This is a genomic window from Streptomyces sp. NPDC007901, assembly GCF_042959465.1.
Classification (GTDB): Bacteria; Actinomycetota; Actinomycetes; order Streptomycetales; family Streptomycetaceae; genus Streptomyces.
Map to the genome: position 1 here is coordinate 34257 of NZ_JBIBKW010000006.1, position 24787 is coordinate 59043.

22 protein-coding genes are annotated in these 24787 nt (G+C 71.1%); 12 read left to right on the forward strand and 10 right to left on the reverse strand.

Translation table 11 applies throughout. The features are described from left to right. The 4 genes from ACFZDK_RS20570 (at position 1) to ACFZDK_RS20585 (ending at position 3580) form a co-directional block, all read left to right on the forward strand. Positions 1-630 carry a bifunctional 4-hydroxy-2-oxoglutarate aldolase/2-dehydro-3-deoxy-phosphogluconate aldolase gene (locus tag ACFZDK_RS20570; protein ID WP_390974312.1) on the forward strand — a complete coding sequence of 210 codons (630 nt, stop codon included), beginning with the start codon at positions 1-3 and terminating at the stop codon, positions 628-630. Continuing rightward, positions 627-1670, forward strand: coding sequence for a PfkB family carbohydrate kinase (locus ACFZDK_RS20575; RefSeq protein ID WP_390974314.1), 1044 nt, complete (start codon positions 627-629; stop codon positions 1668-1670). Before ACFZDK_RS20570 ends, ACFZDK_RS20575 begins: the two co-directional genes overlap by 4 nt. A 183-nt stretch (positions 1671-1853) precedes the next feature. Then, on the forward strand, positions 1854-2510 hold the full coding sequence (locus ACFZDK_RS20580) for a ThuA domain-containing protein (protein ID WP_390974316.1): 657 nt from the start codon (positions 1854-1856) through the stop codon (positions 2508-2510). Further along, positions 2495-3580, forward strand: a complete 1086-nt coding sequence (locus ACFZDK_RS20585; protein ID WP_390974318.1) for a Gfo/Idh/MocA family oxidoreductase — start codon at positions 2495-2497, stop codon at positions 3578-3580. The genes ACFZDK_RS20580 and ACFZDK_RS20585 overlap by 16 nt, the downstream gene beginning before the upstream one ends. A 50-nt stretch (positions 3581-3630) precedes the next feature. Here ACFZDK_RS20585 and ACFZDK_RS20590 read toward each other — a convergent pair whose 3' ends face one another. Continuing rightward, positions 3631-4551 carry a zinc-binding dehydrogenase gene (locus ACFZDK_RS20590; RefSeq protein WP_390974320.1) on the reverse strand — a complete coding sequence of 307 codons (921 nt, stop codon included), beginning with the start codon at positions 4549-4551 and terminating at the stop codon, positions 3631-3633. Between the two features lie 278 nt (positions 4552-4829). Between ACFZDK_RS20590 and ACFZDK_RS20595 the strand changes: the two genes are divergently transcribed. Both ACFZDK_RS20595 and ACFZDK_RS20600 read left to right on the forward strand, forming a co-directional pair. Beyond that, entirely contained in the window at positions 4830-6647 is a 1818-nt protein-coding gene (locus tag ACFZDK_RS20595) for an ATP-binding cassette domain-containing protein (protein WP_390974322.1), read from the forward strand. An 83-nt stretch (positions 6648-6730) separates the two neighbouring features. Then, complete coding sequence (locus tag ACFZDK_RS20600; protein ID WP_390974324.1) at positions 6731-7396, forward strand: NUDIX domain-containing protein; 666 nt, start codon at positions 6731-6733, stop codon at positions 7394-7396. 91 nt (positions 7397-7487) lie between these two features. Here the strand turns inward: ACFZDK_RS20600 and ACFZDK_RS20605 are convergent, their stop codons facing one another. The 7 genes from ACFZDK_RS20605 to iolD form a co-directional block, all read right to left on the reverse strand. Continuing rightward, the gene (locus tag ACFZDK_RS20605; RefSeq protein WP_390974326.1) at positions 7488-9500 is read right to left on the reverse strand and encodes a beta-galactosidase; all 2013 of its coding nucleotides are present in this window, start codon (positions 9498-9500) and stop codon (positions 7488-7490) included. Beyond that, positions 9497-10810 carry an alpha-galactosidase gene (locus ACFZDK_RS20610; RefSeq protein ID WP_390974328.1) on the reverse strand — a complete coding sequence of 438 codons (1314 nt, stop codon included), beginning with the start codon at positions 10808-10810 and terminating at the stop codon, positions 9497-9499. Before ACFZDK_RS20610 ends, ACFZDK_RS20605 begins: the two co-directional genes overlap by 4 nt. A 26-nt stretch (positions 10811-10836) precedes the next feature. Further along, a complete protein-coding gene (locus tag ACFZDK_RS20615) occupies positions 10837-11727 on the reverse strand; it encodes an ABC transporter permease subunit (RefSeq protein WP_390974329.1) in 891 nt (296 codons plus the stop codon). After that, the gene (locus tag ACFZDK_RS20620) at positions 11724-12704 is read right to left on the reverse strand and encodes an ABC transporter permease subunit (protein WP_390974331.1); all 981 of its coding nucleotides are present in this window, start codon (positions 12702-12704) and stop codon (positions 11724-11726) included. Before ACFZDK_RS20620 ends, ACFZDK_RS20615 begins: the two co-directional genes overlap by 4 nt. A 9-nt stretch (positions 12705-12713) precedes the next feature. Then, positions 12714-14027 (reverse strand): extracellular solute-binding protein, encoded by a 1314-nt coding sequence (locus ACFZDK_RS20625; RefSeq protein WP_390974333.1) that lies wholly within the window; start codon positions 14025-14027, stop codon positions 12714-12716. 320 nt (positions 14028-14347) lie between these two features. Further along, positions 14348-15133 carry a UTRA domain-containing protein gene (locus tag ACFZDK_RS20630; protein ID WP_390974335.1) on the reverse strand — a complete coding sequence of 262 codons (786 nt, stop codon included), beginning with the start codon at positions 15131-15133 and terminating at the stop codon, positions 14348-14350. 32 nt (positions 15134-15165) lie between these two features. Continuing rightward, positions 15166-17037, reverse strand: a complete 1872-nt coding sequence (gene iolD / locus ACFZDK_RS20635) for a 3D-(3,5/4)-trihydroxycyclohexane-1,2-dione acylhydrolase (decyclizing) (RefSeq protein ID WP_390974337.1) — start codon at positions 17035-17037, stop codon at positions 15166-15168. A 306-nt stretch (positions 17038-17343) separates the two neighbouring features. Between iolD and ACFZDK_RS20640 the strand changes: the two genes are divergently transcribed. From ACFZDK_RS20640 to ACFZDK_RS20660, 5 genes are all read left to right on the forward strand, one after another. Then, the gene (locus tag ACFZDK_RS20640; protein WP_390974339.1) at positions 17344-18363 is read left to right on the forward strand and encodes a substrate-binding domain-containing protein; all 1020 of its coding nucleotides are present in this window, start codon (positions 17344-17346) and stop codon (positions 18361-18363) included. Between the two features lie 5 nt (positions 18364-18368). Then, a complete protein-coding gene (locus ACFZDK_RS20645; RefSeq protein ID WP_390974341.1) occupies positions 18369-19439 on the forward strand; it encodes an ABC transporter permease in 1071 nt (356 codons plus the stop codon). Positions 19440-19443: 4 nt separating this feature from the next. Further along, positions 19444-20355, forward strand: coding sequence for an ATP-binding cassette domain-containing protein (locus ACFZDK_RS20650; RefSeq protein ID WP_390974342.1), 912 nt, complete (start codon positions 19444-19446; stop codon positions 20353-20355). A gap of 1 nt (position 20356) precedes the next feature. Next, entirely contained in the window at positions 20357-21259 is a 903-nt protein-coding gene (locus ACFZDK_RS20655; protein WP_390974344.1) for a TIM barrel protein, read from the forward strand. Between the two features lie 129 nt (positions 21260-21388). After that, positions 21389-21559, forward strand: coding sequence for a hypothetical protein (locus ACFZDK_RS20660; protein ID WP_390974346.1), 171 nt, complete (start codon positions 21389-21391; stop codon positions 21557-21559). A gap of 313 nt (positions 21560-21872) precedes the next feature. On the opposite strand, the gene ACFZDK_RS20665 is transcribed toward ACFZDK_RS20660, so the two are convergent. Continuing rightward, a complete protein-coding gene (locus tag ACFZDK_RS20665; RefSeq protein WP_390974347.1) occupies positions 21873-22904 on the reverse strand; it encodes an NAD-dependent epimerase/dehydratase family protein in 1032 nt (343 codons plus the stop codon). Positions 22905-23032: 128 nt separating this feature from the next. On the opposite strand from ACFZDK_RS20665, the gene ACFZDK_RS20670 reads away from it, so the two are divergent. Then, complete coding sequence (locus tag ACFZDK_RS20670; RefSeq protein WP_390974349.1) at positions 23033-23596, forward strand: TetR family transcriptional regulator; 564 nt, start codon at positions 23033-23035, stop codon at positions 23594-23596. 75 nt (positions 23597-23671) lie between these two features. Here ACFZDK_RS20670 and ACFZDK_RS20675 read toward each other — a convergent pair whose 3' ends face one another. After that, positions 23672-24676: a Gfo/Idh/MocA family oxidoreductase gene (locus tag ACFZDK_RS20675; protein WP_390974351.1), complete on the reverse strand. Its 1005-nt coding sequence runs from the start codon at positions 24674-24676 to the stop codon at positions 23672-23674. Between the last annotated feature and the right edge of the window lie 111 nt (positions 24677-24787).

The window sequence follows — 24787 nt, forward strand, 5'->3', positions numbered from 1 at the left end:
GTGGATCTACGAGCCGCCCTCACCGCCCGTCGTCTGATCGCCATCGTGCGCGGCGGCGACCCGGACGCCGCCCTGCGCACCGTGCTGACCCTGGCCGAGGAGGGCATCGAACTGATCGAGGTGTCACTGAGCGGCGCCGACGCGCTCACCGTCCTCACCCGGGCCCGCAAGGAACTGGGCCCCGGTCGTCCCCTGGGCGCCGGCACGGTACTGACCGCCGCCGACGCGCACGCCGCCCACCGCGCGGGCGCCGCCTTCGCGGTCACCCCCGGCCTCGGCGCCGGCGTCGACACCGCCCTGCAGCTCGGCATGCCGGTCCTGGCCGGTGTGCTCACCCCCACCGACGTCATCGCCGCCCGGGCCCGGGGCGCGAGTGCCCTGAAACTCTTCCCGGCCGCCGAGGCCGGGGGAGCCGCGTACCTGAAGGCGTTGCGGGGCCCGTTCCCCGACGCGGCCTTCGTCCCCGTGGGCGGTGTCGACGTCGCCGCCGCCCGGGCCCACCTGGCCGCCGGCGCGACCGCCGTCGGCGTCGGCTCCCCCCTGGTCGGCGACGCGGCCGACGGCGGCGACCTCGACGCCCTGCGCGACCGGGCCCGCGCGTTCCGGACCGCCGTGGAGGAACGCCCATGACGGCGACCTGGCGTCCGCTCCCGGGTCCGGTCGTCTGCGTCGGCGAGACCATGGCGGCCCTGGCCCCCGACCCGCCCCGGCCGCTGGCGGACGCCGAGCAACTGCGGCTGTCCCTCGCGGGAGCGGAGTCGAACGTGGCGATGTACCTCGCGGACCACGGCGTTCCCGCCGTCTGGCTCTCGGCCCTCGGCGACGATCCGCTGGGCCGCCGGGTCCGCGCCGCGGTCGCCGCCGCCGGGGTGGACGTCAGCCATGTGCGCACTGACCCGCACCGGCCCACCGGCCTCCTCGTCAAGAACCCCGGCCCCACCGGGACGACCGTCCACTACTACCGCACCGGCTCGGCGGCCTCGGCCCTGGACCCCGGCCTGCTCGACGGCGAACCGCTGCGCTCGGCCGCCCTCCTGCACCTCACCGGCATCACCCCCGCCCTGTCCCCGTCGTGCCGCGCCCTGGTGTCCCGCGCCCTCGACGTCCCGGCCGCGCAACGGCCGTACGCCATCAGCTTCGACGTCAACCACCGGGCCGCCCTCTGGCCGGACGGCACCGCGCCGAGGGTGCTGCGCGCGCTCGCCGACCGGGCCGACATCGTTTTCGTCGGCCTCGACGAGGCACAGGAGCTGTGGGGCGCGGACCTGACCGTCACCGGGCTGCGGGGCCTGCTGCCCCTCCCGCGGATCCTCGTCGTCAAGGACGGTGCCCGGGCCGCGTCGGCCGTCACCGCGGACGGCGTGTGCACCGTGCCCGCGCTGCGCACCACGGTGGTCGAACCCGTCGGCGCGGGCGACGCGTTCGCGGCGGGCTTCCTCGCCGGTCTGCTGCGCGGCGAGACGACGACCCGCGCCCTCCGGCTCGGCCACATCACGGCCGTCTCCGCGCTCCGGGTCACGGGCGACCACGGCCCGCTGCCCGAGGCGGCGGACATCGACCGGCTCCTCGACCTCCCGGAACCGGACTGGCGGCGGTACGGCGACGGGGCGTCGGGCGGGGCGGGGCGCCGACGGCGGGAGAGGACTCCCCGGGGGTCCGAAGTCAGTTGATCAAGGCGAGGGAACAAAAATGGAACAAGGGGGGCCGTCACTGCGGCCCCGCGCGGGATTCGTAAAGCGCATTGACAAACTCGACCGCTCTTCATAGGTTCGCCGGGCAGCCCCTCCGACCCGCCCTTTCCCCGCAGACCGCCGCGCCCAGCCGTGCGGCGCAGATGGGAGCGTGCGTTCACCTTGACCACCGACATCCGGCGGGCGCTCGTCGTCCGCGGCGGTTGGGACGGGCATCAGCCCGTCGTGATCAGCGACGGATTCGTCCCCTTCCTCAAGGAGAACGGATTCGCCGTCGAGACCTCCGAGGACCTCGCGGTGTACGAGGACGCGGAGCGCCTGGCCGCCACCGACCTGGTCGTGCAGTGCTGGACCATGGGGACGATCACCCGGGCGCAGAGCGACAACCTCGCCGCCGCGGTGCGCGCGGGCACCGGCCTGGCCGGCTGGCACGGCGGCATCGTCGACAGCTTCCACGACCACGGCTACCACCTGCTGACCGGCGGCACGTTCGTCATGCACCCGCCGGGCTTCCACGACCACGCCGTGCACCTGCTGCCCGAACACGCCGACCACCCGGTCATCGCCGGGCTCGACGACTTCACCGTGCACACCGAGCAGTACTGGCTGCTCACCGACCCGCACATCGACGTCCTCGCCACCACCACCTTCCCGGCCGACGAACTCCGCGACCGGCCCGCGGTGATGCCCGCCGTGTGGACCAGGACCTGGGGCGCGGGCCGGGTCTTCGTCTCCACCGTCGGGCACAAGCCCGACGACTTCGACGTGCCCGAGGTCCGCACCCTGACCGAGAGGGGACTGCTGTGGGCGAGCCGCTGAAGCCCCTGAACATCGGCATCGTGGGCGCCGGGAGGATCAGCGGCGCCTATCTCCCGACGCTGGCCCGGACGACCTCCCTGCGGCTCACCGCCGTCACCGACCTCGACCCGGTCCGGGCGGAGTCGGTCGCGCAACAGGCCCCCGGCGAGGTGGCCGTGGCGGCGGACGTCGCCGCCCTCGTGGCCCGGGACGACGTGGACGCCGTACTCAACCTCACGATTCCGGCCGCGCACGCGGAGGTCAACCTCGCGGCGCTCGGCGCCGGCAAGCACGTGTACGGCGAGAAGCCCCTCGCCGCGAACCGCAAGGAGGCCGACGCCGTGCTGGCGGCGGCCCGGGAGGCCGGGCTGCGGGTCGGCTGCGCGCCCGACACCGTCCTCGGCACCGGAACACAGACCGCCCGCAAGGCGGTCGACGACGGCCTGATCGGCCGGCCGGTCGCGGCCACCGCCTTCATGACCACCGCCGGGCACGAGAAGTGGCACCCGGACCCGGAGTTCTACTACCGGCCCGGCGGCGGCCCCCTGCTCGACATGGGCCCCTACTACCTCTCCGCCCTGGCCCACCTGCTCGGCCCGGTGGTCAGGGTGACCGGCGCCGCCTCCCGGCCGCGGGCCGAGCGGACCATCGGCAGTGGCCCGCGCGCGGGCACCGCCTTCCCGGTGGAGGTGGACACCCACGTCACCGGCGTCCTGGAGCACGCCGACGGCGCGCTGACCACGCTGATCATGAGCTTCGACGTCCGGGCCGCCCGGCTGCCGCGCATCGAAGTGCACGGCACCGAGGCCTCGTTGTCCGTGCCCGACCCGAACGGCTTCGACGGCGCCGTCGAACTCCACCACGGCGACGGCTGGCAGACCCTGCCCGTGACCGCCGGCCATCGGGAGGCGGGCCGGGGCGTGGGTCTCGCCGATCTCGCCGAGGCCCTGGCGGACGGCCGCCCGCACCGCGCGTCGGCCGAACTCGCCGCCCACGTCCTGGACGTCATGCTCACCCTCCTGGACGCGGCGGACCAGGGCCGCGCACTCCCGGTGACCAGCACCTGCGAGCGCCCCGCCCCGCTCGGCTGACCCGCCGGCGCGTCGAGGCCGCCGCCACCCCCGACCTCGACGCGAGCGGTCTACCGCTGCGCCACCCTGATGATCGTCTTGCCGGGTGTGCGCCGCTCGGGGCTGAACGCGGCGGGCGCCTCGGCGAGGGGGCGTACCGCGCCGACGATCGGCTTCAGGCGCCCGTCGCGCACTCGCGCGGCGAGGTCGGCGAGGCGGGCGCGGTCGGGTTCGACGACGAAGAAGACAGCCCGCCCGTCCGCAGGGTGGACGGTGACCGGATGGGCGATGGTGACCAGTGTGCCGCCCGGGCGGACCAGTGCCGTGGAACGGTCGAGGATCTCGCCGCCGATCACGTCGAACACCACGTCGACGGCACCGATGTCCGCCAGGCGCCCGGCCTGGAGGTCCACGAACGTGTGCGCCCCCAGTCCCAGCGCGGTCTCGCGGTCGGCGGCCCGGCCGGTGCCGATCACCCGCGCGCCCGCCGCCCGGGCCAGCTGGACGGCGAGGGAGCCGACGCCGCCCGCCGCGCCGTGGATCAGCACGGTCTGGCCGGTGGTGAGGCGGGCGTGGTCGAAGAGGCCCTGCCAGGCGGTGAGCCCGGAGATCGGCAGGGCGGCGGCCGTGACATGGCCGACGTCGGCCGGGAGCGGCGCGAGGTTGCGGGCCTCGACGGCGGTGTACTCGGCCAGCGAACCGTCGCGGGTCCAGTCGGCGAGCCCGAACACCCGCTGGCCGACGGTCAGCCCGGTGGTGCCGTAACCCAGCTCGGCGACCACGCCGGACAGCTCGTGCCCGGGCACGCTCGGGGTGCGGTCGCGGCCGGCCCGGTCGGTCCAGGTGCCCGGCCAGGTCAGCTCGCCGGGAGTGAACCCGGCGGCGTGCACACGCACGATCACGTCGTTCTCCGCGGCGTGCGGATGCGGGAGTTCCCTGAGGGCGAGACCGGCGACTCCGGCCTCGCGGTCCTTGACGGTGATGGCTTGCATGAGGGATTCCTCCGGAGTGGGGCAGTCGCGGCCCGCCCGCTGCGCGGGGCACCGTCACCCATCTCAGCGCCCTCAGCCGAGCCTCGCCACCGCAGCCGCCCTGGTCCTCGGCCAGGCCCTCGACCGTGTGTTCGCTCCGTAGTCGTCGGCGGGAAAATGCGTGGACCGCCCGCCCCCCGTCGCGGGACACTTCCCTTTCCTGACCAGCCGATTCCAGGCCGCCGCGGACCATGTGGCGGCCGACTCGGCATGCCGTGCGACGACTACACAGGGTTGAGATGACATCCTCTGTCGATTTACCGGCGACGGGACCGCGCAAGGGCGCGGTGCTGCTCGCGCTTCGCTACTACGGACGGGAGTTGGCCCGCCTCAAACGGCTCACGCTGCCCGCGATGCTGCTGCCGGCGCTCGGCAACATCGGAATCAACTACCTGGCCCCGCTGGTCGTGGCCAAGCTGGTCGGCCGGATCGCCGACGGCCACGGCCTGGGCCTCGGCACCACACTGCCGTACGTCCTCGGCTTCGCCGGTGTCCTACTGCTGGCGGAGGCGCTCTGGCGGGTCGGTCTGCACTGCCTGAACCGCCTGGACGCCCTCGGCATCGAGCAGCTGTACGTCATCGGCATGGACGAACTGTTCGCCAAGGACGCCGCCTTCTTCCACGACAACTTCGCGGGGTCGCTCACCAAGCGGGTGCTGAGCTTCGCCACCCGGTTCGAGGAGTTCGGCGACACCCTGACCTTCAACATCGTCGGCAGCTTCGTGCCGCTGGCCTTCGGGTCCGTGGTGCTCTGGCGCTACGAACCGCTGCTCGTCGTCGCGCTCCTCACGATGATCACGGTCACGGCGGTGTGCGTGTTCCCGCTGATCCGCCGCCGCCAGCGGCTGGTCGACCAGCGTGAGGAGGCGATCGCCCGGGTGTCGGGGCATGTCGCCGACAGCCTGATGAACATGGACACCGTCCGGGCGTTCGCCGCCGAGGAACGGGAGGCCGCCGAACACCGGTCCCGGGTCGCCGAGTCCCGGCGGCGCACCCTGCGCTCCTGGGACTACGGCAACCTGCGCATCGACACCTTCGTCGCCCCGATGTCCGTGGCGACCAACGCGGTGGGACTGCTGCTCGCGGTGATACTGGCGGGCGGCGGGCACAGCGTGGAGGCGGTCGTGGTCGCCTTCACCTACTACTCCAACGCGACCCGGATCATGTTCGAGTTCAACCAGATCTACCGGCGCATCGAGAGCTCCATGACGGAGGCGGCCCAGTTCACCGAACTGCTCCTGGAACCGCCGACCGTGGTCGACCCGGAGGTTCCGGAACCGCTCGCGCCGCGCGCCGCCGGCGTCCGCTTCGAGAAGGTCTCCTTCACCCACGCGGGTGCCAAACCCCTGTTCGAGGGGCTGGAGCTGGACGTGCCCAGCGGGTCGAAGTTCGGGTTCGTCGGCCGGTCGGGCGGCGGCAAGACCACGCTCACCCGGCTGCTGCTGCGGATGACCGACATCGACGGCGGCCGGATCACCATCGGCGGTCAGGACATCAGCCGGCTGCGCCAGGCCGACCTGCGCGGCCAGATCGCCTACGTCCCGCAGGACCCGGCGATGTTCCACCGCACCCTGCGGGACAACATCGCCTTCGCCCGGCCCGGCGCCACCGACGCCGAGATCCGGCTCGCCGCCGAGGCCGCGCACGTCACGGAGTTCGCCGACGCCCTGCCGGACGGCTTCGAGACGATGGTGGGGGAGCGCGGGGTGAAGCTCTCCGGCGGCCAGCGGCAGCGGGTCGCGCTCGCCCGCGCGATCCTCCGGGACGCCCCGATCCTGCTCCTGGACGAGGCGACCAGCGCCCTCGACTCCGAGAGCGAACTCCTCGTCCAGGAGGCGCTGTGGCGGCTCATGGAGGGCCGCACGGCACTGGTGGTGGCACACCGCCTCAGCACGGTCGCCTCGATGGACCGGCTGGTGGTCCTGGACCGCGGCCGGATCGTCGAGCAGGGCACGCACCACGAACTGCTCGACGCCCAGGGTGCCTACGCCAAGCTGTGGCAGCACCAGTCGGGCGGCTTCCTCGACGAGGGCCCCGCGCGGGAAGCGGTGCACTAGACGGACGCCCGCCGGACACGGGCGGGTGGTAGACAGGTGATCATGAGCCACCTGAACGCCCCCGCCCGCCCGGCCGGCACCCGATGACCGCCGGGGCGGACACCCCCGACCGCCGGGGCCGCACCGGACTCGACCGCACCGGCCTGGACCTGACCGGCAACCCGCGCGTGAAGGTCCGGGAGGTGAAACTGCTTTCCAGCCACTGGTACGTCGAACGGGCCACCACCTTCGACCTCCAGCACGCCGACGGCACCTGGCACACCGAGCAGCGCGAGACCCACGACCGCGGCAACGGCGCCACGCTCCTCCTCTACGACGCCGACCGCGAAACCGTCCTCCTCACCCGCCAGTTCCGCTTCCCGGCGTACGTCAACGGCCACCCCGACGGCATGCTGATCGAGACCCCGGCAGGCCTCCTCGACGAGGAGGACGAGCACCCGGAGCACGCGGTCCGCCGCGAGGTCGTCGAGGAGACCGGCCACACGGTCGGCGACGTCCAGCATGTCTTCGACGTGTACATGAGCCCCGGCTCGGTCACCGAGCGGATCTCCTTCTACGCGGCCGCCTACAGCCCTTCCACCCACACCCACGAGGGCGGCGGCCTCGACGAGGAGGGCGAGGACATCCAGATCCTCGAACTCCCCTTCCGCCAAGCCCTCCAGATGATCCGCACCGGCGAGATCGCCGACGCCAAGACCATCATGCTCCTCCAATGGGCAGCCCTGGAGGGCCCGTTCGCTTCAAACTGACGCCGGCATCCCGCGCCCCAAAGGGGCGCGGGGAACTGCGCGACCAGCCACGACGAAGCCGCAGCCGCCGAACGACCGACCCGGCTCGGCGCTAGGCGGACACCCGACGCTCTCGTACGACGGCGATGTCGCCCGGCGCCACGACAACCGCCCCCTCCACCGGCTTCCCGGACAGCAACTCCACCGCCCCGTCTGCCACCGGCACCTCGGCGCCTTCCCCGGTGTGGTCGATCACGAACACGTAGTCGGCCTCCGCACCCCGCCGCACGACCACCTCGACCCCCTCCGGAGCGACCCGCCCCGGTGTCACGCCGGCCTCGGAACGAATCCGTTCGAGCAGCCCCGCCAGGGTCTGAGCATCCGGCAGCGTCGCCACGTACCACGCGGCACCCGAGCCGTACCCGCGCCGGGTCACCGCCGGCACCCCGGCCAACGGTCCCTCGGCGTACGACGCGACAGCGGCCGCCCCCGCCAGCCGCACCCGCTCCGTCCACAGCGACCCCGTGCCGCCGCCGTCGAGCGCCACACGCTCGTCCGGCAGCAGCGGGAACAGCTCGTCGGTGGACACACCGAGCAGCTCCCGGAAGGCCCCCGGGTAACCACCCAGCCGCACATGGCAGTTCTCGTCCACCGCACCGCTGTGGAAGCCGATGGCAAGGCTCCCCCCGGCCTCCGCGAACGAGGCCAGGTTCGCCGCGCCGGTGTCGTCGACGAGGTACAGGTTCGGCGCCAGCACCGCCTTGTACGCCGACAGGTCCGCGTCCGGCCGTACGAAGTCCACCGCCACGCCGGCCCGCCACAGCGGCTCGTACCAGGCGCGGACGACGTCGAGGTAGCGCAGCTCCCCGCTCGGCTGGGACGGCAGCTCGACGGCCCACCGGGCGTCCCAGTCCCAGACGACGGCGACCTCGGCCGTACCCGTGCTGCCGCGCACCTCGGCCAGTGCCCGCAGGTCAGCGCCCAGCCGGACCACGTCCCGCCAGATCTGGCTGTCGGTCCCGGCGTGCGGCAGCATCGCCGAGTGCCACTGCTCGGCACCCGCCTTCGCCGCCCGCCACTGGAAGTAGGCGATGCCGTCCGCGCCGTGCGCCACATGCGCGAGCGCGTTGCGGCGCAACTCGCCCGCCGTCTTGGCCCGGTTGACGGGCTGCCAGTTGACCGCGCCGGTCGAGTGCTCCATCAGCAGCCACGGCCCGCCCGCCAGCGACCGCATCAGATCGCCGCTCAGCGCGACGTCGATCTGCGACTCGGGGTCGGCGGACATCAGGTAGTGGTCGTTGGCGACCACGTCCAGCTCCGGTGCCCAGCGCCAGTAGTCGAGAGCGTCGAAGTTGTACATCACCATGAAGTTGGTGGTGGCGGGGATGGCGGGGGCCGCCTCCCGCAGGACGTCCCGCTCCGCCTTGTACAGCGACAGCAGCTCGTCCGAGCAGAACCGCCGCCAGTCCAGCTGGTGCGTCGGGTTGGGCACGGCACCGGTCGCGCGGGGCGGCAGGATCTCGTCCCAGTCGTAGTACCACTGGCTCCAGAAGGTGGTGCCCCAGGCGTGGTTGAGCGCGGCCAGGTCGTCGCCGTACCGGGCCCGCAGCCAGCGGCGGAAGGACTCCGCGCTGGTGTCGCAGTAGCAGGCCGCGTTGTGGCAGCCGTACTCGTTGTGGACGTGCCACATCGTCACGGCCGGGTGGCTCGCGTACCGTTCGGCGATCGCGCCCGTGATCCGCAGCGCGGCCTCGCGGTAGGCGGGGCTGCTCGGGCAGAACGTCTGGCGGCTGCCGTACGACAGGGTGCGGCCGTCGTGGTCCACCGGGAGCGCCTCGGGGTGGGCGCGGAAGAACCAGGCCGGCGGGGCGGCCGTGGGGGTGGCGAGGTCGGCGGCGATGCCGTTCTCGTGGAGCAGGCCGAGGATGCGGTCCATGCGGGAGAAGTCGTAGACGCCCTCGGACGGCTCCATGAGCGCCCACGAGAAGATGCCGACGCTCACCATGTTCACGCCCGCCTCGCGCATCAGACGGACGTCCTCCTCCCACACCTCCTCGGGCCACTGCTCGGGGTTGTAGTCGCCGCCGTAGGCGATACCGGGAACGGAAAGGGTGCGGTCGCTCATCGGTCAGCTCCGGTCAGAAGGCGGCGGGTCGTCTCCACGCCCCACGGGTCGAGGGAGAGCAGGCGGTCACTGGAGGCGACCAGCCCGCCGACGGCCTCCACATGGGCGGCCCAGCGGGCGCGGGTCTCCACGGCGGGGCGGGCCATCAGGCAGTCGGGGTCGTTGACCCAGAGGCGGCCGTGCTGCCACTGGCGGCCGACGCCGGTGAACTCGGCCGGGTCCTGGCCGGGTTGGCTGTAGTCGTCGGCCTCGGGGCGGCGGTGCGGGGCCGTGTCGGGGCTGACCCGCATCGCGTCGAACAGACCGAGGGAGGGGAGGATCGGCGCGCCGCAGCCGAGCAGATAGGCGTCCGCGCCGATCGCCTCGCGGATCAGGGCGATACCGAGCCGGTAGGCGGTCAGCGCGTCCGCGCCGGAGTGCCGTACGCCGTCCAGCGCGCCCGCGTAGAGGAAGTCGACCTTGAAGTAGTCGTACCCCTCGGCGCGCAGCGTCGCGAAGACGTCGGTGACGTAGGCCGCGGCGGCCGGGTGGGTGGTGTCCAGGACGTACAGGTCGTGGCCCCAGTTGCGGCCCGCGTGCAGCGGGTTGCCGTCGGGGGCGCGGACCAGCCAGTCCGGGTAGGTCTCGGCGAGCGCGCTAGCCGGGTCGACCAGGAAGGGCGCCGTCCAGATGCCCGCCCGGCGGCCGCGGCCACGGATCGCGTCCGCGATGCCCCGCCGGGAGCGGAAACGGCCGGAGAGGTTCAGCCAGTCGCCCAGCGCGCTCTGGTAGCCGTCGTCGATCTGCACCACGTCGATCGGCAGGTCGAGGGTGTCCATCGCCCGCAGGTTCTCGTGGATGTCGTCCTCGGTGACGGCCGTGAAGTACTCGTACCAGGAGCACCACACGGTGGGCGCGGGGCGCGGCGCCGGCAGGGCCAGGGCGTCGGCCCAGCCGGCCAGTACGGACTGGATGCCCGTACCGCTCCACTCCTTGACCGCGCCGTCGGCCGTCACCTCCGCGACCCCGTCCGCCACGGTCAGCCGGATCGACGGCACCTCGAGTGAGGGTTCCGTCGCCGCCCAGAGCCGGACGGGGGAGCCGTCCCCCGGGTCGAGCGCCAGCAGGCCCTCGCCCTGGAAGGCGCCGGCGGGGACGCTACGGCCGGGGCGGTAGCACACGGTCGCCCAGTTGGCGTTCGCCGGGCGGTACGGGGCGGCGCCGAGGGCGTAGCCACCGCTCGGCGACCAGGACTGCCAGCCCTCCTCGTGGACACGGGCGGTGCGCGTGTCCACGGGCACGGAGGCGACCGGGGTGAACGAGTTGTGCACGGGGTTCTCTTTCGGACGGGGCCGGATCAGCCCTTGGCGGAGCCCAGGGTCAGACCGCTGACGAACTGCTTCTGCAGCGCGAAGTACACGATCAGCGTCGGGATCGCGGTCAGCAGGGAACCGGCGGCGACCAGGTTCGGGTCGGTGAAGTACTGGCCGGAGAGGTTGTTCAGCGCCGAGGTGATCGGCATGTTCTCACCGGTCGAGATCAGCACCAGCGCCCAGAAGAAGTCGTTGTAGATCCAGATCGACAACAGGGTCGCCAGGGCCGCCATCGCCGGCCGGCACAGCGGCAGCGTGATCTGCCAGTACAGCCGCCACACCGACGCGCCGTCCACCAGCGCCGCCTCGGTCAGCTCGTGCGGCAGCGAGCGCATGTAGTTCGACAGCACGAACGCGCAGAACCCGGACTGGAACGCCACGTGGATCAGGACCAGGCCGAGCGCCGAGTCGTACAGCTTGCCGCTCGCGGTGATGCCCGGCAGGTTCGTCAGCAGGTACATCCGGTACAGCGGGGTGATGATGACCTGCTGCGGGAGCAGGTTGCCGGCCGTGAAGACCAGCAGCAGGAACAGGTTGACCCGGAAGTCGAACCGGGCGACGTAGAACGCGACCATCGACGACAGGAACAGCGTGAGCAGCACGGCCGGGACCGCGATGACCAGCGTGTTCATGAAGTAGTGGGTCATGTCCGACTGCTCGAACGCGTTCTTGAAGTTGTCGAAGTTCAGCGTGTGCGGCCAGGACAGGTAGCCGCGGTTGCTGGTCTCGCTGTACGGGCGCATGGCCGAGAAGATCGCCCACAGCAGCGGGGCGAGCCACGCCAGGGCCGTCAGGGCCAGGAACGTGTGCAGCAGGACGCGGGCCGGGCGGATCGGGTTGCGCTGCTTGGGCAGTGCGCTGCTCACGGTGCTCATGCGCGGCGCTCCTTCCGGAAGGTCGCGATCAGGTAGGGAATGATCACGATCAGGGAGATGAACAGCAGCACCACCGCGATCGCCGAGCCGTAACCGATGCGGCTGGACTCCCCGATGATGTTGTTGGTCACCAGGATGGAGAGCAACTCGGTGCCCTGGGCGCCCTTGTTGAAGACGAAGACCAGGTCGAAGGCGCGCAGCGCCTCGATGATGGTCACGACCAGGACGATGGTGTTGGTCGGCCGCAGCGTCGGGAAGATGACGTTCTTGAACGTCTGCCACTCGTTGGCGCCGTCCAGGGCCGACGCCTCCCGCAGCGACGGGTCGACGCTCTTGAGGCCGGCCAGGTACAGGATCATCATGTAGCCGGTGTGCCGCCAGGAGGCGGCGACCAGGACCGCCCACAGGTTGAGGTTCGGGTCACCGATCCAGTCGATGTAGTGGCCCGGCTTGTTGGCGCCGATGATGCTGTTGATCAGGCCCGTGTCCGGGTTGTAGATCAGCTGCCAGACGAACCCGATGCAGGCCAGGGAGATGACGACCGGGAGGAAGAACGCCGTCTGGTAGACCCGGCTGAACCTGATCTTCTTGTCCAGCTGCACGGCCAGGAACAGGCCGAACGGGGTCGGGATCAGGATGAGCACCACGAACCAGATGACGTTGTGCTCGACGGCCGGCCAGAACTGCGGGTTGTCGGTGAAGAGTTGATGGAAGTTGTCGAGCCCGACCCACTTGATGGAGTCGAAGCCGATGCCGTCCCATGAGGTGAAGGCCAGGAGGATCGAGGCCAGGGCGGTCACCCAGACCAGGAGGACATGGAGGACCGTCGGCACGCCCGCCATGAAGGCGAGAGTGATCCGGTCGCGGCGGGTCAGCAGGCGCTTGTGCCCCTGCTGGATCCGCTTGTTCTTGGACGCGCGCCCAGGAGGCGGCACGGCGGCCGCCTCCTGGGACTTCGTGGGGGTGTCAGTGGACATTCAGCAGGCTCACTCGGACGCGAAGATGGTCTTCTTCTGGCGATCGATGGACGAGAGCAGGCTGTCGATGCCCTTCGGGTTCTGCAGGAACTTCTGCAGACCGGGCTGCATCACCGTCGAGGTGAAGTCCGGGCGGGAGTCGCGGTCCATGAACTGGGTCAGGGACTTGGCGCCGCTGATCATCGTGTACGCCTTCTTCTGCAGCGCGGTGTACGACGAGGTGTCGGCCTTGCTGGAGGCGGCCACCACACTGGAGTCGGCCTTGAGGTAGATCTGCTCCGCCTCGGGGGTGCCCAGGTACTCCATGAGCTTGACGACGCCGTCGTGGTTCTTGGGCGACTTGCTGACCATGAAGCCGTCGGTGGGCGCTTCGACGGTGTCCTGGCCGTACGCGGAGTTGATCTCCGGGAAGGCGAAGAAGTCGAGGTCGTCCAGGTCGGCCTTGTTGGTGAACTGCTGGGCCACGAAGGAGCCGAGGACGTACATGCCGGCCTTCTTGGACACCAGGCCCTGGGCGGCGTCCTGCCAGGTGCGGCCCATGAAGCCGTCCTGGTGGTAGGGGAGGATCTCGGCCCAGTGGTCGAAGACGGCCTTGACCTTGGCGTCGGTCCAGGACTCCTTGCCCGCCATCAGCGACTTGTGGAAGTCGTAGCCGTTGAGGCGGAAGTTGATCTGGTCGAAGGTGCCCATCGCCGGCCAGGCGTCCTTGTCGCCGAACGCGATCGGGACCAGGCCGTCGCCCTTCATCTTCTTGCACAGGGCGACGAACGCGTCCCAGGTGGTGGGGACCTCGTAGCCCTTGGCCTGGAAGACGCTCTTGCGGTAGAAGATCGCCCACGGGTACGTGTACAGCGGGACGAAGTAGTACTTGCCGTCCTCGCCCTTGCTGAGCGCCTTCATCGCGTCGGGGAAGTTGTCCCCGATCTTCGCCCAGACGTCGTCGATCGGCGAGGCCAGGTTCTTGGCCGCGAAGAACTGCATGCGGTAGCCGGCGAACCAGGTGAACACGTCGTCCGGCGTGCCCTGCAGATACGAGTTGATCTGCTCCTGGAAGGTGTTGTGGTCCTTCGTGTTCACGTCGACCTTGATGCCCGACTGCTTGGTGAAGGCCGCGTAGATCTCCGCGAAGGCCTTCTTCGGCACCGCGTCGGAGGAGTTGGAGCCGAGGCTGACGGTCTTCGGGTCGGAGGAGGACCCGCTGCTACCGCAGGCGGACAGCAGGGGTATGCCGGCGCCGGCGAGAAGGGCGGCCGAACCGGCACCGCGCAGGACGTTACGACGGCTCGGACCCGGCACGTGAAGACCGGACGGGGAGATGCGCATGGCGGCTCCTGGGTAACAGGGTTCGGCAAGGGGAAGAGTTGATCTTCGAAAGGTCCCGAAACCGATCAGAAACCAACTCGGCCGAACATCGTGGGCGCAATAACAGCCTCTTGTCCGCTCATGCGTCAATAGCCTGCGGCTCTCTCGCCCGTCTCTTGCCCGAAACGTAATCGACATGGTTGCCTGCCGGTTTGTTGAACAAAGCGGTACGACGGAGCCTCCATGGGACAAACTTCATGGGGACTCGTGTGCGGGCGTGTTGGTTTCGCGGGGCGGGACCAGCGGTTAAACCGACTGCAACCGGCCCGGCGCGGGGCGTTCTACGGCCGTACGAGCAGCTGGAAGTCGAAGGCGTACCGGGACGCCCGGTAGACATGGCTGCCGTACTCCACCGGCCGCCCGGTGTCGTCGTAGGCCGTGCGCTGCATGGTGAGCAGGGCGGTGCCCTCCTTCTCGTCGAGGCGGGCGGCCTCCTCGGCGGTGGCGCTGCGGGCACCCACGGTCTGCCGGGCGCTGTGCAGGGTGATGCCGGCCGTGCGCATCATCCGGTACAGGCCGGTCGACTCCAGCCGGTCCGTGTCGAGTTCGAGCAGCGCCGCGGGCAGGTAGTTGCACAGGAACGCCACCGGCTGGCCGTGCGTGGAGCGCAGCCGCTCCAGGACGACCACCTCCGCGCCCTCGGCGATCCCCAGCGCGGCGGCCACCTCGGCGGTCGCCGGGATCCGCTCGTTGCGCAGCACCCGGGTGGTCGGGCCCTGCCCGGCCGACTCCAGGTCGTCGTAGAGACTGCTCAGCTCCAGCGGCCGCTTGACCTGGCTGTGCACCACCTGGGTGCCGACGCCCCGCCGGCGCACCAACAGCCCCTTGTCGACGAGGGACTGGATGGCCTGGCGGACCGTGGGCCGGGACAGGCCGAGCCGCACCGACAGGTCGATCTCGTTGCCCAGGAGGTTGCCCGGGGCGAGCACCCCGTGCTCGATGGCCTCCTCCAGTTGCTGGGCGAGCTGGTAATAGAGCGGTACCGGACTGCCGCGGTCCAGGGCGAAGTCCAGGGTGTCGAGCGCCGAGACGGTCGCGGCGCGGGCGGAATCACCGGTTCGGGCCACCGGGACACCTCCTTCCAGAGCGCGGTCGGGGTTCACAGCTGGCGGCGGCGGTCGGCGACCTGCCGGTCGTAGTCCGCACGGGCGTGCACGGCGGCCTCCCGGGAGGCGGTCTCGGCGACCGGCACGTCCCACCAGGCCTCCGCCCCGGGAGCGGTCGGCGTCGGGTCCGTCTCGACGTACACACAGGTCGGCCGGTCGCTCGCGCGGGCCGCGGCGAGGGCCTCGCGCAGCTCCCGCACGGTCTTGGCGCGCAGCACCTCCATGCCGAGGCTGGCCGCGTTGGCGGCCAGGTCGACCGGCAGCGGGGCCCCGGAGAAGGTGCCGTCGGCGGAGCGGAAGCGGTAGGCGGTGCCGAACCGCTCGCCGCCGACCGTCTCGGAGAGGCCGCCGATGGAGGCGTACCCGTGGTTCTGGATCAGGACCAGGTTGACGGGCAGGCCCTCCTGGACGGCGGTGACGATCTCGGTCGGCATCATCAGATAGGTGCCGTCGCCGACCAGCGACCAGACCACGGTGTCCGGGGCCGCCTGCTGGACGCCGATGCCGGCCGGGATCTCGTAGCCCATGCAGGAGTAGCCGTACTCCAGGTGGTACTGGCGCGGCGAGCGGGCCCGCCACAGCTTGTGCAGGTCGCCCGGGAGCGAGCCGGCCGCGTTGATGACAACGTCGTCATCGCCGACGATGCCGTCCAGCGCGCCGAGCACCTGCGTCTGGGTGGGGACGGCGTCCTCGTCGTCCGCGCGGTAGGCGGCCTCGACGACGGCCTCCCAGCGTTCCTTGCCGGTCCGGTACTCGTCCTCGTAGGCCGCGTCGACGCGGTGCCCGGTCAGGGCCTCGGTGAGCGCCGTGAGGCCGGTGCGCGCGTCGCAGACCAGCGGCAGGGCGGACTGCTTGTGGGCGTCGAAGCCGGTGATGTTCAGGTTGAGGAAGCGGACGCCGGGGTTCTGGAAGAGGGTGCCGGAGGCCGTGGTGAAGTCCGTGTACCGGGTGCCGGCGCCGATGACCAGGTCGGCGGTGCGGGCCAGGTCGTCGGCGACGGCGGTCCCGGTGTGGCCGATCCCGCCCAGGTCGGCCGGGTGGTCGTGGCGCAGCGAGCCCTTGCCCGCCTGCGTCGAGGCCACGGGGATGCCGGTGGCCTCCACAAGGGCCTTCAGGGCGTCTTCCGCGCGGCTGTGGTGGACTCCGCCGCCCGCCACGATCAACGGCCGACGGGCGGCCCGTACGGCGCGCACCGCGTCCGCCAGCTCGACCGGGTCGGGGGCGGGCCGCCGGACCCGCCAGACGCGCTCGGCGAAGAACTCCTCGGGCCAGTCGTACGCCTCCGCCTGGACGTCCTGGGGGAGGGCGAGGGTGACCGCGCCGGTCTCGGCCGGGTCGGCGAGGACCCGCATGGCGTTCAGCGCGGACGGGATCAGCGCCTCGGGGCGGGTGATCCGGTCGAAGTAGCGGGAGACCGGGCGGAGGGTGTCGTTCACCGAGACGTCGAACTCGCTCGGGTGCTCCAGCTGCTGCAGCAGCGGGTCGGGGGCGTGGCTCGCGAAGTAGTCGCCGGGCAGCAGGAGGACCGGCAGCCGGTTGATGGTCGCGAGGGCCGCGCCGGTCACCAGGTTGGTGGCGCCCGGGCCGATGGACGTGGTCACCGCCTGCGCGGAGAGCCGGTCCAGCTGGCGGGCGTGGCCGACCGCCGCGTGCACCATCGCCTGCTCGTTGCGGCCCTGGTGGTACGGCATCACGTCGCCGTACTCCAGGAGCGCCTGGCCGATTCCGGCCACATTGCCGTGGCCGAAGATGCCCCAGGTGCCGGCGATCAGCCGGTGCCGGACGCCGTCCCGCTCGGTGTACTGGGCGGACAGGAACCGCACCAGCGCCTGGGCGACGGTCAGGCGGGTGGTCGGCTGGCTCATGGGTGACCTCATTCGGACGGGGTGGCGTACCTGGGCAGGGGTACGTCCGGCAGGAGCGGGTAGATCGCCTTCGGAAGGGCCCTCTCAGGTGTAGATCGGGGCAGGTCGCGCTGTCAATGGTTTGTACTTACATTCGGACCTGAGTGTGAAATGATGTCTTAACAAAGTATTGACAGCGGGCCGCGCAGGGACTTGTATCCCGTCCCAACACAGCACGGACCCGGACCGTCACTTTTCGGCCCAGGTCCGGGGGATCCTCGCGGATCCCCTTCCTTTCCCCCGGTCGCACAGTGAGGTGCAGGAACGATGGACCGCTCTTCCCATTCCCGTACGCGGAGACTGGCCCCCTTCGTGGCGGTGGCCGCGGCGGCAGCCCTGACCCTCGCCGGCTGCTCCAGCAGCTCCGGAGGAAAGAAGTCCGAGGAGGGCGGCGGGTCCGCCAACGCGGGCAAGGCGAGCACCCCCCGCATGACGGTCGCGCTGGTCACCCACCAGTCGCCGGGCGACACCTTCTGGGACATCGTCCGCAAGGGTGCCGAGGCGGCTGCCGCCAAGGACAACGTCAAGCTGATCTACTCGGCCGACCCGAACGCGGGCAACCAGGCCAACCTGGTGCAGAACGCGATCGACCAGAAGGTCGACGGCATCGCGGTCACCCTCGCCAAGCCCGACGCCATGAAGGACGTCATCACCAAGGCGACCTCGGCGAACATCCCCGTCGTCGGTCTCAACTCCGGTGTGAGCGACTGGAAGAAGCTCGGCCTCATGGAGTTCTTCGGCCAGGACGAGACGGTGGCCGGCGAGGCGCTCGGCAACCGGCTGAACACGGAGGGCGCGAAGAAGGTCGTCTGTGTCATCCAGGAGCAGGGCAACGTCGGCCTCACCCAGCGCTGCGACGGCGTGAAGAAGACGTTCTCGGGCACGACGGAGACCCTGTACGTCGACGGCACCTCTCCGACCTCGGTCAAGTCCACGATCACCGCCAAGCTGAAGCAGGACACGGCCATTGACCACGTGGTCACCCTCGGCGCCCCCATCGCGCTGATCGCCGTGCAGTCGGTGTCCGACGCGGGCAGCAAGGCGAAGATCGCCACCTTCGACCTCAACAAGGACCTGACCGGCGCCATCAGCAAGGGCACCATCGAGTTCGCCGTGGACCAGCAGCCGTACCTGCAGGGCTACCTGGCGGTCGACTCGCTGTGGCTCTACAAGAACAACGGCAACTACATGGGCGGCGGTGAGCAGCCGGTGCTGACCGGCCCGGCCTTCGTCGACAAGTCCAACGTCGACAAGGTCGCCGAGTTCGCCGCGAAGGGCACCCGGTGATCGGTATGAGTCAGCAGGCGCAGCCGGCGGTGGCCACACCGCCGGCCCCCGGCCCCAAGGAGAAGGACGGCCGGACCGCGCAACGGCCCCTGGCGTTGCGGCTCCTGGCCCGCCCGGAGGTGGGCGTCTTCCTCGGCGCCGTCGCGGTCTACGTCTTCTTCCTGGTCGCCGCACCGCCGGTGCGCGAGGCCAGCTCGATGGCGAACATCCTGTACCAGTCGTCCACCATCGGCATCATGGCCATCCCGGTCGCGCTGCTGATGATCGGCGGCGAGTTCGACCTCTCGGCCGGTGTCGCCGTGGTCACCTCGGCGCTGACCGCGAGCATGCTGGCCTACCAGCTGTCCATGAACGTCTGGGTGGGCGTGATCGCCGCGCTCGTCGTGTCGCTCGCCATCGGCTTCCTCAACGGCTGGCTGGTGGTCCGCACCGGACTGCCCAGCTTCCTGATCACCCTGGGCAGCTTCCTGATCCTGCAAGGTGTGAACCTCGCGGTCACCAAGCTGGTCACCGGCAACGTCGCCACCGACGACATCAGCAACATGGACGGCTTCGGCCAGGTCAAGGCGGTCTTCGCGTCGTCCTTCGACATCGGCGGCGTCCAGGTGAAGATCACCATCATCTGGTGGCTGGTTTTCGCGGCCATCGCGACCTGGGTGCTGCTGCGCACCAAGTACGGCAACTGGGTCTTCGCGGTGGGCGGCAACAAGGAGAGCGCCCGCGCGGTCGGTGTCCCGGTGAACTTCACCAAGATCTCGCTGTTCATGCTGGTCGGCCTCGGCGCCTGGTTCGTCGGCATGCACCAGCTGTTCTCCTTCAACACCGTGCAGTCCGGCGAGGGCGTCGGCCAGGAGCTGATCTACATCTCCGCGGCCGTCATCGGCGGCTGCCTCCTGACCGGTGGTGCCGGTTCGGCGATCGGCCCGGTCTTCGGCGCCTTCATGTTCGGCATGGTGCAGCAGGGCATCGTCTACGCGGGCTGGAACCCCGACTGGTTCAAGGCCTTCCTCGGCGTCATGCTGCTCGGCGCCGTCATGATCAATCTGTGGGTCCAGCGCACTGCGACCAGGAGGTGACCCGATGACAGACAACGCGAACGGAACACACGGTGCCATCCTCCAGGACACGGCGCCCGCCAAGGACGGCCCGATCGTCGAACTGCGCGGCACGGGCAAGTCGTACGGCAACATCCGCGCCCTGCACGGCGTCGACCTCAAGGTCTTCCCGAACCAGGTGACCTGCGTGCTCGGCGACAACGGCGCCGGCAAGTCCACCCTGATCAAGATCATCTCGGGACTGCACCAGCACACCGAGGGCGACTTCCTCGTCGACGGCGCCCCGGTCCGTTTCACCACCCCGCGCGAGGCCCTCGACAAGGGCATCGCCACCGTCTACCAGGACCTCGCCACGGTCCCCCTGATGCCGGTGTGGCGGAACTTCTTCCTCGGCTCCGAGATGACCAAGGGCCCCTGGCCCGTCCGCCGTCTGGACATCGCGAAGATGAAGGAGACCGCCGACCGCGAGCTGCGCAACATGGGCATCGTCCTGGACGACCTGGAACAGCCCATCGGCACCCTCTCCGGCGGCCAGCGCCAGTGCGTGGCCATCGCCCGCGCCGTCTACTTCGGCGCCCGCGTCCTCATCCTCGACGAGCCCACCGCCGCTCTCGGCGTCAAGCAGTCCGGTGTGGTCCTGAAGTACATCGCCGCCGCCCGCGAACGCGGCCTCGGCGTCATCTTCATCACCCACAACCCCCACCACGCCTACATGGTCGGCGACCACTTCAGCGTCCTGCGCCTGGGCACCCTCGAACTGAGCGCCGAACGCAGCGAGATCACCCTGGAGGAACTCACCAACCACATGGCCGGCGGCGCCGAGCTCGCGGCCCTCAAGCACGAGCTGTCCCAGGTCCGCGGCGTCGACACCGAGGAGCTCCCCGAAGAGGAGGACCTCACCGCGCCCGTGGCGACCGGTCCGGAAGGAAAGTCCTGACATGGCCAACCCGCTCGACCGCATCCGGGTCGGCTCCGCCCCCGACTCCTGGGGCGTCTGGTTCCCGGACGACCCCCGGCAGGTCCCCTGGGAACGCTTCCTCGACGAGGTCGCCGAGGCCGGCTACTCCTGGATCGAACTCGGCCCCTACGGCTACCTCCCCACCGACCCGGCCCGCCTGACCGACGAGATCGCCAAGCGCGACCTCAAGGTCTCCGCCGGCACCGTCTTCACCGGCATGCACCGCGGCCCCGCCGTCTGGGACTCCACCTGGGAGCATGTCAGCCAGGTCGCCGCGCTCACCCAGGCGATGGGTGCCCGGCACCTGGTGGTCATCCCCTCCTTCTGGCGGGACGACAAGACCGCCGAGATCCTGGAGCCGCAGGAGCTGACCGGCGAGCAGTGGGCCCACCTCACCAAGGGCATGGAACGGCTCGGCCACGAGGTGAAGGAGACGTACGGCCTGGACATCGTCGTCCACCCGCACGCCGACACCCACATCGACACCGAGGCACACGTCGAGCGCTTCCTCGACTCGACCGACACCGACCTGGTCAACCTCTGCCTGGACACCGGTCACTACGCCTACTGCGGCGGCGACAGCGTCAAGCTGATCGAGACCTACGGCGAGCGGATCGGCTACCTCCACCTCAAGCAGGTGGACCCGGCGATCCTGGCCGACGTCCAGGCCAAGGGGACCCCGTTCGGGCCGGCCGTGGCCCAGGGCGTGATGTGCGAACCGCCGGCGGGCGTACCGGAGCTGGGTCCGGTGCTGACGGCGGCGCAGCAGCTGGGCGTGGACCTGTTCGCCATCGTCGAGCAGGACATGTACCCCTGCGAGCCGGACCGGCCGCTGCCCATCGCGGTGCGCACCCGGAAGTTCCTGCGGTCCTGCGGCGCCTGAAGGCCGCATCCCCGGGCCGGGCGGAGCGATCCGCGCGGCCCCGCGCGCCCCGGCGGGTTCGGGAACACCCGCCGGGGCGCGCGCGTTTGCAGGGTGACGGGTTACGTACGTGACGACGGGGAGGCCGGCATGACCCACGACGAGACCTCGACCGACGCGGTGCTCCGCAAGGAGCGCTTCGGCGCGCTGCCGGAGCGGATCCGCCCCGAGGAGATGATCGAGACCAGGCCGGCCATCCAGCACGACCCGGACCGGGACACCTACGACCCGGACGAGTTCGCGGTCCGCTACGGCCTCTGAGCCGCCGGGGTCCGGACACGGGTTTGTGGTCGGCGGCGGCCTGCGACCCGCCGGGGCTCGGAGCGGGGCGTGGTCGGCGGTCTCCGAGGCGCTGGAGTCCGGTCGGGGCCGCGGTTCGCTACGGCCTCTGAAGCGCCGGTTCGCTACGGCCTCTGAAGCGCCGGGGTCCGGACGGGGCCTTGGCCGGCGGCGGCCTCCGAACCGTCGAGGCCCCGGGCGGGGCGCGGTCGGCAGCGGGTTCCCGGGTGTCGGGGTTCCGGGAGAGTCCGCGGTTTGTGACGCCTCCGGGCCGGTTTTTTGTTCGCCGCGCTCGCTAGGCCGCCGGGAGTTCGACCGCGCCGTGGGCGAGGAGGCTCTCGGCGCAGTCCAGGACTGTCTCCCGGGCCGGGCGGGGCTGCCAGCCGAGCAGCTGGGCCGCCTTCTCGGTGCTGTGCCGGTTGCGTCGGCCCAGGGCCGGGGTGATCTCCCGCAGCGCGGGGTCCCGGAAGCGGGCCGCGAGCCGTACCGCGAAGTCCGGGAGCCGACGGGTGGACACCTGCCGGCCGCGCTCGCCGAGCCCCTCCCGCAGCACCCGCGCCATCTCGGCCATCCACACGAACTCACCGGTGGCGAGGAAGCGTTCGCCCGCGGCGGCCGGTGCGGTCATCGCCCTCAGGTGGATGTCGACCAGGTCCCGGACGTCCACCACCTCCAGCCCGATCCGCGGCACCCCGGGCATCGCCCCGGAGAGCATCCGGGCGACGATCCCGACGGAACCGGCGGTCTTCGCCGTCAGCACCGGCCCGAACACGGCCCCCGGCAGCACGGTGGCCAGCTCGGTCGGCCCGTCGTACCCGCGCATGAACTCCCAGGCCGCCAGTTCGGCCAGGGTCTTCGACCGCCGGTAGGGGATCAGCGTCGGATCCTCCGGATCGGTCCACAGCGTCTCGTCGGTGACGCCCTCCGAGGCGTACGACGACGGGCTCGCGGCGTTCGCGGCCGACGTCATCACCACCCGCCGCACCCCCGCCGCGCCGGCCGCGCGCAGCACGCGCAGGGTGCCGTCCCGGGCCGGGGTGACCAGATCGGACGAGCCCGCGGTCACGCCCAGCGGCGAGGCCACGTGGAGCACCCGGTCGACGCCCTTCATCGCCGCGTCCCAGCCGTCGTCTGCGGTGAGGTCGGCGACGGCGAAACCCAGCCGCCCGGCCGGGTCCACGACGGTCGAGACGGCGTCGACGACCGCCCGCTCACGGCCCGGGGCCCGCACGGTCGTCCGGACGTCGTAACCGCGCTTCAGCAGTTCGGCGACGCACCAGCCGGCGATGTAGCCGGTGCCACCGGTCACCAGAACGAGTTCGGGCATGACTGACCTCCACGGATGCTCAGGGATGTGCCAGAATCGGCAATGAAGCGGAGACCCCTCCGGTACGTCTTTCAACGTACCGGAGGGGTCTCCGGATAGCAATTCACTTCGGACGGACGCCTGACACCGTGAACCCGCAGCCCTCGAAGCCGGTCCGGAAGGACGCCCGCGACAACCGGGACCGGATCCTCGCCGTCGCCCGCGCGGAGCTCGCCGTCTCCGCCACGGCCTCGCTCTCCGCGATCGCCCGCAAGGCCGGCGTCGGCATCGGCACGCTCTACCGCCACTTCCCGACCCGGGAGGCGCTGATCCTGGAGCTGTACCGGCACGACCTCCAGCACCTCATCGACCTGGCGCCGAAGCTGCTGGCGGCCCATCCGCCGCTGGAGGCCCTGCGCCGCTGGTTCGACGAGGTCGCCCACTACGGCCGGCTCAAGTTCGGCGTCTCCGAGATCATCCACGCGGCGACCGGCGGCGGCGCCGACGACCCGATGTACGGGCCGTTCGTGCACGCCGTCTCCGTCCTGCTCGACGCGGGTGCGGCGGACGGCACGGTCAAGCCCGGCATCGATCCGGAGGACGTCCTCCTCCAGCTCAGCGTGTTGTGGCGGATCGACCCGGCGCGCGGCGACGCCGGGGCGCGTGCGGCGCGGATCCTCGGGCTGATCGTGGACGGGCTGCGGACCGTGTGACGAAAAGGGCGGCGGGGCGGGCCGCCGGGACCGCGTGCTCGGTCCCGGTGTCCCGCCCCGCCGCCGTGCGCGGGGTCAGGCTCCGCGCACCTCCGCGATCGTCACCGGACGGTGCTCGCGCAGAGACAGGGTGCAGGCCTCGGCGATCCAGCCCGCCTCCAGGGCGTCCTCGACCGTGCAGGGGGAGGGCCGGGTGCCGGCGACGACCTCGGTGAACGCGGTCAGCTCGGCGCGGTAGGCGGCCGTGAAGCGGTCCATGAAGAAGTCGTGCGGGGTGCCCGCGGGGAAGGTCACGCCCGGCTCGACCGAGCGCAGCGGGAGCTTGTCCTCCAGGCCGACGGCGATCGAGTCCTGGAAACCGTGGATCTCCATACGGACGTCGTAACCCCGGGCGTTGTGGCGGGAGTTGGAGACCACCGCGATGGTGCCGTCGTCCAGGGTGAGGATCGCGCCGGTGGTGTCGGCGTCGCCCGCCTCCTTGATGTAGTCGGCGCCCCGGTTGCCGCCGACCGCGTACACCTCGGTGACCTCTCGGCCGGTCACCCAGCGGATGATGTCGAAGTCGTGCACCGAACAGTCCCGGAAGATGCCACCGGAGACGGCCACGTAGGCGGCCGGCGGCGGGGCCGGGTCCAGGGTCGTGGAGCGCACGGTGTGCAGCTTGCCGAGCTCACCGCTCTGCACGGCGGCCCGGGCGGCGACGAATCCCGCGTCGAAGCGCCGGTTGTAGCCGATCTGGATCGGCACGCCCTTGCCCTGGACGGCCTTGAGCACCTCGACACCGTCACTCATGTGCTTGGCGACGGGCTTCTCGCAGAACACCGGGATGCCCGCCTCGACACCGGCCAGGATCAGCGCGGGATGGGCATCGGTGGCGGCGGCCACCACGATGCCGTCCACCCCGGCGGCCAGCAGCGCCTCCGGCGAGTCCACGACCTCGGCCCCGAACTTCTCGGCGGCGGCCTTGGCCGCGTCCGCGAACGGATCGGTGAAGACGAGCGACTCGACGCTGTCGAGCCCGGAGAGAGTCTCGGCGTGAAAGGCGCCGATCCGGCCGAGGCCGAGGATTCCAATACGCATGGGGGTGTAACTCCTTGAGATTGACGCGCCCCGTCAGGGGCGCGGGGCTCTGTCCATATGCGGCTACCGCCGCGTGGGCGCGACCAGCCACGACGCAGCCGTAGACGACTG

What these genes read in the sequence shown, in the direction of transcription:
- ACFZDK_RS20575 (WP_390974314.1), top strand. Translation starts at nt 627, where the DNA reads ATGACGGCGACCTGGCGTCCGCTCCCGGGTCCGGTCGTCTGCGTCGGC.
- ACFZDK_RS20590 (WP_390974320.1), bottom strand. Translation starts at nt 4,551, where the DNA reads ATGCAAGCCATCACCGTCAAGGACCGCGAGGCCGGAGTCGCCGGTCTC.
- ACFZDK_RS20595 (WP_390974322.1), top strand. Translation starts at nt 4,830, where the DNA reads ATGACATCCTCTGTCGATTTACCGGCGACGGGACCGCGCAAGGGCGCG.
- ACFZDK_RS20600 (WP_390974324.1), top strand. Translation starts at nt 6,731, where the DNA reads ATGACCGCCGGGGCGGACACCCCCGACCGCCGGGGCCGCACCGGACTC.
- ACFZDK_RS20605 (WP_390974326.1), bottom strand. Translation starts at nt 9,500, where the DNA reads ATGAGCGACCGCACCCTTTCCGTTCCCGGTATCGCCTACGGCGGCGAC.
- ACFZDK_RS20615 (WP_390974329.1), bottom strand. Translation starts at nt 11,727, where the DNA reads ATGAGCACCGTGAGCAGCGCACTGCCCAAGCAGCGCAACCCGATCCGC.
- ACFZDK_RS20620 (WP_390974331.1), bottom strand. Translation starts at nt 12,704, where the DNA reads ATGTCCACTGACACCCCCACGAAGTCCCAGGAGGCGGCCGCCGTGCCG.
- ACFZDK_RS20625 (WP_390974333.1), bottom strand. Translation starts at nt 14,027, where the DNA reads ATGCGCATCTCCCCGTCCGGTCTTCACGTGCCGGGTCCGAGCCGTCGT.
- iolD (WP_390974337.1), bottom strand. Translation starts at nt 17,037, where the DNA reads ATGAGCCAGCCGACCACCCGCCTGACCGTCGCCCAGGCGCTGGTGCGG.
- ACFZDK_RS20640 (WP_390974339.1), top strand. Translation starts at nt 17,344, where the DNA reads ATGGACCGCTCTTCCCATTCCCGTACGCGGAGACTGGCCCCCTTCGTG.
- ACFZDK_RS20645 (WP_390974341.1), top strand. Translation starts at nt 18,369, where the DNA reads ATGAGTCAGCAGGCGCAGCCGGCGGTGGCCACACCGCCGGCCCCCGGC.
- ACFZDK_RS20650 (WP_390974342.1), top strand. Translation starts at nt 19,444, where the DNA reads ATGACAGACAACGCGAACGGAACACACGGTGCCATCCTCCAGGACACG.
- ACFZDK_RS20655 (WP_390974344.1), top strand. Translation starts at nt 20,357, where the DNA reads ATGGCCAACCCGCTCGACCGCATCCGGGTCGGCTCCGCCCCCGACTCC.
- ACFZDK_RS20660 (WP_390974346.1), top strand. Translation starts at nt 21,389, where the DNA reads ATGACCCACGACGAGACCTCGACCGACGCGGTGCTCCGCAAGGAGCGC.
- ACFZDK_RS20665 (WP_390974347.1), bottom strand. Translation starts at nt 22,904, where the DNA reads ATGCCCGAACTCGTTCTGGTGACCGGTGGCACCGGCTACATCGCCGGC.
- ACFZDK_RS20675 (WP_390974351.1), bottom strand. Translation starts at nt 24,676, where the DNA reads ATGCGTATTGGAATCCTCGGCCTCGGCCGGATCGGCGCCTTTCACGCC.